The 8,553-nt window shown below is 43.1% G+C and carries 2 protein-coding genes; both read left to right on the top strand.

Annotation, left to right across the window (positions count from 1 at the left end):
• Positions 1-7,828 (top strand): isopeptide-forming domain-containing fimbrial protein (locus HMPREF9380_RS00045; RefSeq protein WP_002934197.1); only part of this gene is annotated, 7,828 nt, incomplete at its 5' end.
• Positions 7,829-7,902: 74 nt separating this feature from the next.
• Positions 7,903-8,553 (top strand): G5 domain-containing protein (locus HMPREF9380_RS00040; RefSeq protein ID WP_002934199.1); only part of this gene is annotated, 651 nt, incomplete at its 3' end.

Here is an 8,553-nt window from a genome sequence, read left to right on the forward strand (position 1 = left end):
TCAGCTGAAAGCAGCGGTTGGTTCAGAAGGTTCTGTCGTTGTTGGTTTCTGGGAACGTGTTGATAACTTCACTGAAAAATACTATCAATATGGTCCTGCTTATCTGAATGGTTTTGGTAACACTATCAATATTGGGGACAACCGTTCCGTTCAAGCCATCTTCCACGATGCACTTCAATCAATGGCTTCGCCAGATAAGGTTGTGAACGGCAAGAATGTTTCCTTCTATGTTAATGAACAAAATAACATTGATGTATTCTCGCAAAAGATTTTGGAATCTGTAGCGGCAGCTTTAGTTAAAGATGATATCACTGGTGAGTTTGACATTACGGAAGGCTACAAGGTAGATGCTATCCGAATCAATGGGAAGAAGATTGTTCCAAAAGTAAAAGATTCCAGCAAGGAAATTCGTGGTACAATCACACAGACTGGCAACAAAGTTAAGATTTCTGTTCCAGATAGTGTCTTCAACCCAGGTAAGAACAGCTTTGACTATGATTTGAGTAAAGAAGCTCGTGCACCTGAAACGAATGAAGAAGATGAAACAGATCCTCCTGCAAACTATGTTCCGGAGAAGGAAGAAATCACAGTTCCAGAATTGACTGGTAAATTCAAAGCGGGAGAGTTTGAGACGCGCCAAATTGGTGGTCGAAATCAGACTGTAGAAGTACAGAAATTAGAATACTGTTATCCAAGCGCAACGAAGACGGTGGCGGACCAAGACGCAAGCAACGATATTGGTGTCATTCCGGATCCGTTAGAGTTGACTAAGAAACCATCTTACTCTGCTCAATTGTCTTCTAAGGGAGAAGAATTCACCTACACCGTTAACTACAACTTCAACAACGTACCATATGAGTTTGAGAAGAATGTCATGTTAACAGACCCAATCGATTACCGTTTGGAAGTTGTTAGTCATTCTGCAACTGGTCCTGAAGGTCAAGCGTGGAAGACTCGCGTTGTTGAGCAAGCAGATTCAGATGGTAATATGCGCAGTGTCGTTGTGGCCGATGTTCCAAGTGAAGGCAAAAACTACAATTACTTGATTATGAAGAAGGCGCAATTGCGAATGACGGTGCGTCTGAAAGAAAAATATCGCCAGAATCAAGCAAGTAAAGAGTACCTTGCTATCTTGCAGAACAATAATGGTTACGGTCTGGTAAACCAAGGGAATATCATGTGGAATGGGGAAGATAATACTCCAAACCAAGATGCCCACGCTAAGACAGACACGAAAGCAAGTACGATTCGTCGTTCGAATCCAATTTATGTCAAACCACCGCTTGATACAGAAGTAGACAAGAAGGTCAACGAAAAAGAACACGAAGGTCTGCGGATGGATGGCGAAGAGTTTGAGTACAAGGTAACGGCTCCATGGCCAGGTATTGCGGATAAGTTCACATTGACAGATACGGTGGTAGATGAGCTGGAAATCCAACCAGGGTCTGCCAAAGTAAGTGTAGCAGGCAAGTCCTACACTGCTTTAACCAAAGCGATTTCAATCAATGGTCAAACGATTGATATTACCTTGGACAAGACTCAATTGACCTCATTGAACCGTTTGATTTCTCGTCGTGGAGGCAATACTGTCCAAGAGATTGAGCTGACTTTCAAGGCTAAAATTCGCGAAGGTGCTGATTTAACTAAGTACAAGAAGAATGGCGTTGTCAATATTCCAAATACGGCAGATGTAATTCTGAATGATAAGAAGAAAACCTCTAAAGAGGTAACAGTTACCCCTCCGAAACCAAAAGAACCAAGTGTAGGCAAGAAGATCAACGAAAGCTTGGACGATTACCAAACCTTTGATGGTCAACCATATAACTACAACATCACGGCAGCTGTTCCAAGCGATGCAGCTTCTTATAAGAAGTTTGTTATCAGCGATACTCTAGATAATGATTTGGAATTTGCCGGAGATGTGACCATCAAGGGAGAGGCAGCTGCACTCTTTGATATTCAAAAGAATGGTCAAACAGTGACAGCTACAGTCAAGGAAGGCAAGTTCCAAGACTTAGCGAAGTATTCATATATTGAGCTGCAAATCCCAGCTAAGGTTAAGAATGGTGTAAGTGGTAGAGTCATCGAGAACAAAGCTCGTATTAACTTTACCAATGAAAATAATCAAGAGAAAGAAGTGGAGTCTAATCCTGTTCGTGTGACCCCTCCACCTGTTTCTAAGAAGATTAATGAGAACTTAGACCATTTGGATATTGCGACAGGTCAGCTTTACAAGTACAATATTAAGACAAGTCTTCCAACTGATATTAAAGACTATAAGAAATTTGTCATTACAGACAAATTGGACAAAGACTTGTCTGTTGTAAATGAAACAGATAATAAGCCAGTCATCCAAGGGGCAGCTGCTAACTTCTTTGATGTGACAGTCGAAGGACAAACCGTAACGGCAACTATGAAGGACTTTGCCAATGCAGGTGCTTTAGCCGGCCAAGAGGTTGAGTTGGTCATCCCAGCTAAGATTAATGATGGTGTCACTCGCTCAAATATTCCAAATACGGCTACCTTTAGCTTCACAGATAAGAATGACCACAATGGTGAAAAAGAAACCATTCCTGTAACGGTGACTCCGCCAACAGAACCATCTGTTTCTAAGAAGATTAATGAGAAGCTGGACGAAGCGACAATCGCTGCAAGCACTGACTTCAACTACAATGTTAAATCGAAGCTTCCAAACGATATCACGACCTACAAGTCTTATGTCATTAGTGATACTTTGGATGAGAATCTTGAAGCAGGTAAAGCTGTTATCAAGGGAGACGCGGCGAAATTCTTTGATGTAACTGTAGCTGGCAATACAGTCACAGCAACAATGAAAGACTTTGCTCGTGCTGAAGACTTGGCCAATAAAGAAGTCGAGTTAGTCATTACAGCGAAGGTTAAGAAAGAGTCAACAGTTCCTGTTATCGAGAACAAGGCTAAGGTTACCTATACGAACAAGAATGACCAAGGTGGGGAGAAAGAAACGGAGCCTGTTCGTGTGACTCCACCACCAGTCAGCAAGAAGGTCAATAATCAGGAACATGCCGATTTGGGTAGTCTGAGAGAAACATTCAACTACGATGTAGAGAGCAAGATTCCAGATGTAGCTGATAAGTTTGAGATTTCAGATGAGTTAGTTCCAGAGTTAACATTTGATGGCCAAGCAACTGTTCAAATCGATGGCAAGGAAGTCAAAGATGCCACTGTGAAGACAGCTGGTCAAAAGCTGACTGTTACTTTTGAAAAGGATCAAATCGCAGCCTATGCAGGCAAGACAGTTCGTGTTCATTTTGGAGCGAAGATTAAGGATGGCGTAAGTTATGATGCTCTCTTGGCTAAGTATCCAAATGACACTGGAGATAAACCAGCTGTACCGAACAAGGCAAGCTATCAGGTTAACGATAATCCAGATTCTAAGAAAGAAACTAGTCCAGTAACCGTTACTCCACCACCAACAACGACTCCTGATTTGAAGAAGGAAGTAAATGGTGCAGATCATTATGATTTATCAAAACGGGATGAAGAGTTCACTTATACTCTGAAGACAGAGATGCCAGCGAACTCAACTGTCTTTGAAATCACGGATGAATTGAAATCTGTTCTGGAATTCGTAGGTAAAAAAGGCTCTGCCACTGTGAAGATTGACGGTAAAGATGCAGGAGACAAAGCGACTGTTACTGTCAAAGATCAATTGATTAAGATTGAATTCACAGAAGCTTCTGTGAAGGCGGATGCTGGTAAGTCCATTGAAGTCAACTTCAAGGCCAAGATTCGCAAGGGTGTTAGTCTGGTAGACTATATGGTACCAAATGAAGGTATCCGTATCATGAATAAGGCGTCTTATGTGATTGATAACAATCCAAAATATCGCAAGGATTCAAATGAAGTCCCAGTTACACCGCCAAATCCTGAGCAACCACCGATTGAGAAAACAGTCAATGATAAAGCTTCTGAGACACTCACAAACCGTAACGATGTCTTTACATATAAAGTAAAAACAACTGTACCGTTTGATGCGACGAGCTTCTCAGTAGACGACGAAATCAAGGATGTTTTAGAATTCGCAGATGCAGGCAGTGCCACTTTGGATGGCCAAGCTTTAGCGGCAGACCGCATCAGTATTAACGGTCAAAAGATTACCGTTTCACTGACAGAAGATCAAGTGAAGGCGAATGGTGGCAAAGAAGTGATTCTGAGCTTCCAAGCGAAGATTCGTGAGAATGCCAACCTTTCAGCTTATGTCACAAAAGACAATAAGACTGAGATTCCAAACCAAGCTTCTTACGATGCTTCCTTCCCACATCAGCCAGGTGTTCATAAAGATTCTAATATCGTTCCAGTGACTCCACCGAGCCCAGAACAACCTGAGATTAAGAAGGATGTCAATGGTAAGGAAGAGGAAACCTTAAGCAACCGGAATGATGAATTCACATATCATGTAACAACGAAAGTACCGTTAGATGCGACAGCGTTTAGCGTGATGGATGAATTAGAAGGTGTTCTGGAATTTGCGGAAGGGACAGGGCGTGCGACGGCAAGCTTGAATGGCCAACCATTGGATTCTGACCGGATTTCTATTAACGGTCAAACCATAACGGTTTCACTGACAGAAGAACAAGTGAAAGCGAATGGTGGTAAAGAAGTAAGCCTGAGCTTTGCGGCGAAGATTCGTGAGGGCGCGAACTTGTCATCTTATAAGAAGAAAGACAAGACTGAGATTCCAAACAAGGCTACTTACCGGGTAGACTTCCCGAATAACCCAGGTGTTACGAAAGATTCCAATATCGTTCCAGTAACTCCACCAAGTCCAGAGAACCCACCAATCGAGAAGAAAGTGAATGATGCAGCATCTGCCACATTGTCAGATCGTGGTGAAGAGTTCACTTACACGATTGATACGCAGGTTCCATTGGATGTGACTGGATTTGCGGTTTACGATACGATTGAGAAAGTCCTTGAGTTCTCAGGTGAGAATGGCCAAGCAAGTGCGACTGTAGATGGTCAAGCCTTAGATAGCAGCCATATTGAGATCAAGGGTCAAAAGATTACGGTTAAATTGACGGAAGCAGAAGCGAAAGCACATGGAGGCAAGTCTGTTCATGTAAGCTTCAAGGCTAAGATCAAGGAAGGCGCAAATCTCTCAGAGTATATTGAGAAAGACGGCGTTACCCGTATTCAGAATACAGCCAAGTACAATTTCAACAATGATCCAGGCACGGAACAAAGTTCGAAACCAGTTCCAGTGACTCCACCGACACCGAATGAACCAGAGATCAAGAAGGATGTGAATGGTAAGCCAGAGGAAACCTTAGCGAACCGTGAGGACAGCTTCACTTACCATGTGAACACAAGTGTTCCAGTAGATGCGACAGCCTTTGAAGTTCATGATAGCTTGGTAGATGTATTGAGCTTTGTTGGTCAAGCAAGTGCGAGCCTGAATGGCGAAGCCTTGGATGCGAAGCAGATTAAGGTAGATGGCCAAACTATCACGTTGACCTTGACAGAAGAACAAGTGAAGGCGAATGGTGGCAAGGCAGTGAACTTGACCTTTGATGCGAAGATTCGTGAGGGTGCCAACCTTTCTGGATACTTCAAGGATGACAAGATTCAAGTACCAAACAAGGCTACTTACCGGATTGGCTTCCCTAACAGACCAGGTGTGACGAAGGACTCTAACGAAGTTCCGGTAACTCCACCAACCCCAGAGCAACCACCTCTTGAAAAAGATGTGAATAAGAAAGCTTCTGAAACCATTGAAGATCGTACAGAAACCTTTACTTACAATCTCAAGACTAGCATGCCATGGGATGCGACAGCCTTCACTATCAGTGATGAGTTGAAAGATGTTCTTGAATTTGTTGGCCAAGCGACGGTCACTTTGGATGGCAAAGCAACAGATGCTCAGGTAACTACAAATGGTCAATTACTGGAAGTTAACTTCCCAGAAGCAACTGTTAAAGCGAATGGCGGCAAGAAGATCCAAGTGAGCTTCAAGGCTAAAATTAAGGCGGATGCAGACCTGACACCATACTTGGTGGATAATCAGTTCACTGTACCAAACACCGCTTCTTATGTAATTGATAACAACCCAGGTACGAAGAAAGATTCTAATCCAGTTCCAGTAATTGTTCCAAAACAACCAGAACCAGAGATTACGAAGAAGATTAACCGTACACTGGATCACTTAGATGTCGATCGTGGTGTTCCGTACATGTACAATGTCAACACCCAACTGCCAAAAGATATTCGACTTTATAAAGAATTTACCGTAACCGATACTTTAGAATCCGTTCTGGAAGTAGCTGGTACACCGGTAGCTTATATCGATGGCTATGCGACAGATGCAATAGAAACGAAGGTTGAAGGCAATACAGTCACAGTATCTGTGAAAGACTTTGCCCGAATCCATGGCTTCAAGGAAATTCAGCTCTACATTCCAGCTAAGATCAAGTCAGATGTATCTGACGAGGCTCTGAATGCTTATGAAAACCGTACGGTTCCAAACAAGGCAACTGTAGCCTTCAAGGATAGTAATGGTCAAACAGGCAATAAGGAATCTAACCCAGTAACGGTTCGACCACGTGATCCAGAAAAACCACGTGATCCAGATCCAAACGAGCCAGTTAAGACAGTTGGTCCAGCAGATGGTTCAAATCCAACAATTGATACACATCGTTTGACAAACATCAGTGATGAATTCCGCTTTGATATTACAACGAAGGTACCAAGCAACCCAGTGGATGACGCTGGCAATCCAGTCCAAGACGCACAAGGTCGCGATGTGAAAACAGAGTTGACTGGTGTGACTGTGACAGATAAGATTGATAACGTTCTTAAGATTAATCGAGTAGCGTTGAAGATCGAGGATGACAAGGTAGCCGACGTAACTGCACGTCTTCAGACGAAGTTAGACAAAGCAGAAGCAGATCTGAAAGAACTGGAATCTAAGACAACGAATGATACGGTTGCGAAGAAAGTTCAAGAAGCAGAGAAGAAAGTCCAAGAGTTAACAGCGCAATTAGAAGCGGCGAAAGCAGCTGCAGCGACTGCAACTCCAGCACCAACGACTCCAGCTTCAAGTGATTCTTCTAGCTCAGACCCAGCTGCAAGCAGTGATGCGGCATCAACTAGTGATACGGCTAGCACATCATCTAGTGCAGCAAGCACAAACACTAGTGCCGATGTAGCAGCTCTTGAAGCAAGCCTCAAGGCAGCACAAGCAGAACTGGAGCAACTGAAAGCAGAGGCAGCCAATGTAGGCAATTTGGCAACACCTGAAGAGCAAAAGGTTGCGAAAGAGAAGCTTGATAAAGAAATTGCTCAACTGAAAGAAAGCAAGGAAAAACTTGCCAAAGCGCTTGAGCAGTTCAAATCTGTGACGGATAAAGGTGAATTGACTGATGAGGCGCTTGCCAAGGTTGCGAAAGTAACAGTGAATGGTCAAGACGTGACAGTGGATATTACGGATAAGGATATTTTGGAAGCCTTGAAGGGCAGCACACTCCGTGTAGTGATTTACTCAGTCTTTAAAGAAGGAGTAGATCCATCTCAATATCAAGGCGGTGTTCCAAATAAAGCTTATGTAAACTTCAATCATGATCCAAAAATTCATGAGACGAATATTGTAAGAGTTGTTCCACCAACACCAACACCAGAACCACCAGCACCGAAGGATGATTTACCACCGGCACCAACACCAGAACCACCAAAACCGAAGAAGATTTTACCAAAAACAGGTACATCAGCGACCATGGTATATGAAGTAATCGTTGGTTTGGTTCTCGTGCTTATGGGAGCTCTTCTGAGAAGAAGAAAGACAAAGCACTAATGTAAGATAGCCCAGGAGAGCAGCAGCTCTTCTGGCTGCTATCATGTTATTAGGAATATTAAAGGAAATTCATTATGAATAGAAAAAAGTTAATTAAGTTAGGAATTACAGTGCTTGCCATTAATGCTCTAGGCGCGGCAGCAGCTTACCAGTATCCGGAACTTGTCCGAGTTCCTTCTGTTTATGCGGAAGAGCCAGGAGAAGACGAAGAAATTCCAGATGCAGCAGAAGCTCAGGCAGCAGCGAACTTTAAAAATCAACTGGATGTGTTTGAAGCAGCAATCAATGAATTTAATCCAAACGATGCGGATACTGCAGAAAGCTTGCAATATGCCCTTGATGATGTAAACGGATATCATCAAACAGCAGTGAATGCGATTAAGAGTCCAGAAGGTCAGAAAGGTTTTGCCAAATACGAAACTCGTTATCAAGCCTTGAAGGCAAAAGCAGAAGCTCTTTTAAAAGGCGAGTCTCCTAAAGAAGAGCCAAAAGTCACCACTCAAGAAATCACAGTAACAGAGCCCGTTCTCTACGGAACTCAAACGGTTCAAACAAACACTCTCGCAAAAGGTGAAAAACGAACCAAGGTCCAAGGGGTTAATGGTGAGAAGAGTGTGACCTATACCATTACTTTGACAGATGGCAAGGAAACAGCTCGCGCAAAGAAGAATGAAGTGGTAACTAAGCCTGCAGTTGATGAGGTCATTGAAGTCGGAACGGGTGTT

Origin of the sequence: Streptococcus sanguinis SK49 (assembly GCF_000212815.1) — a bacterium.
In the GTDB taxonomy this organism is placed as follows: domain Bacteria; phylum Bacillota; class Bacilli; order Lactobacillales; family Streptococcaceae; genus Streptococcus; species Streptococcus sanguinis_C.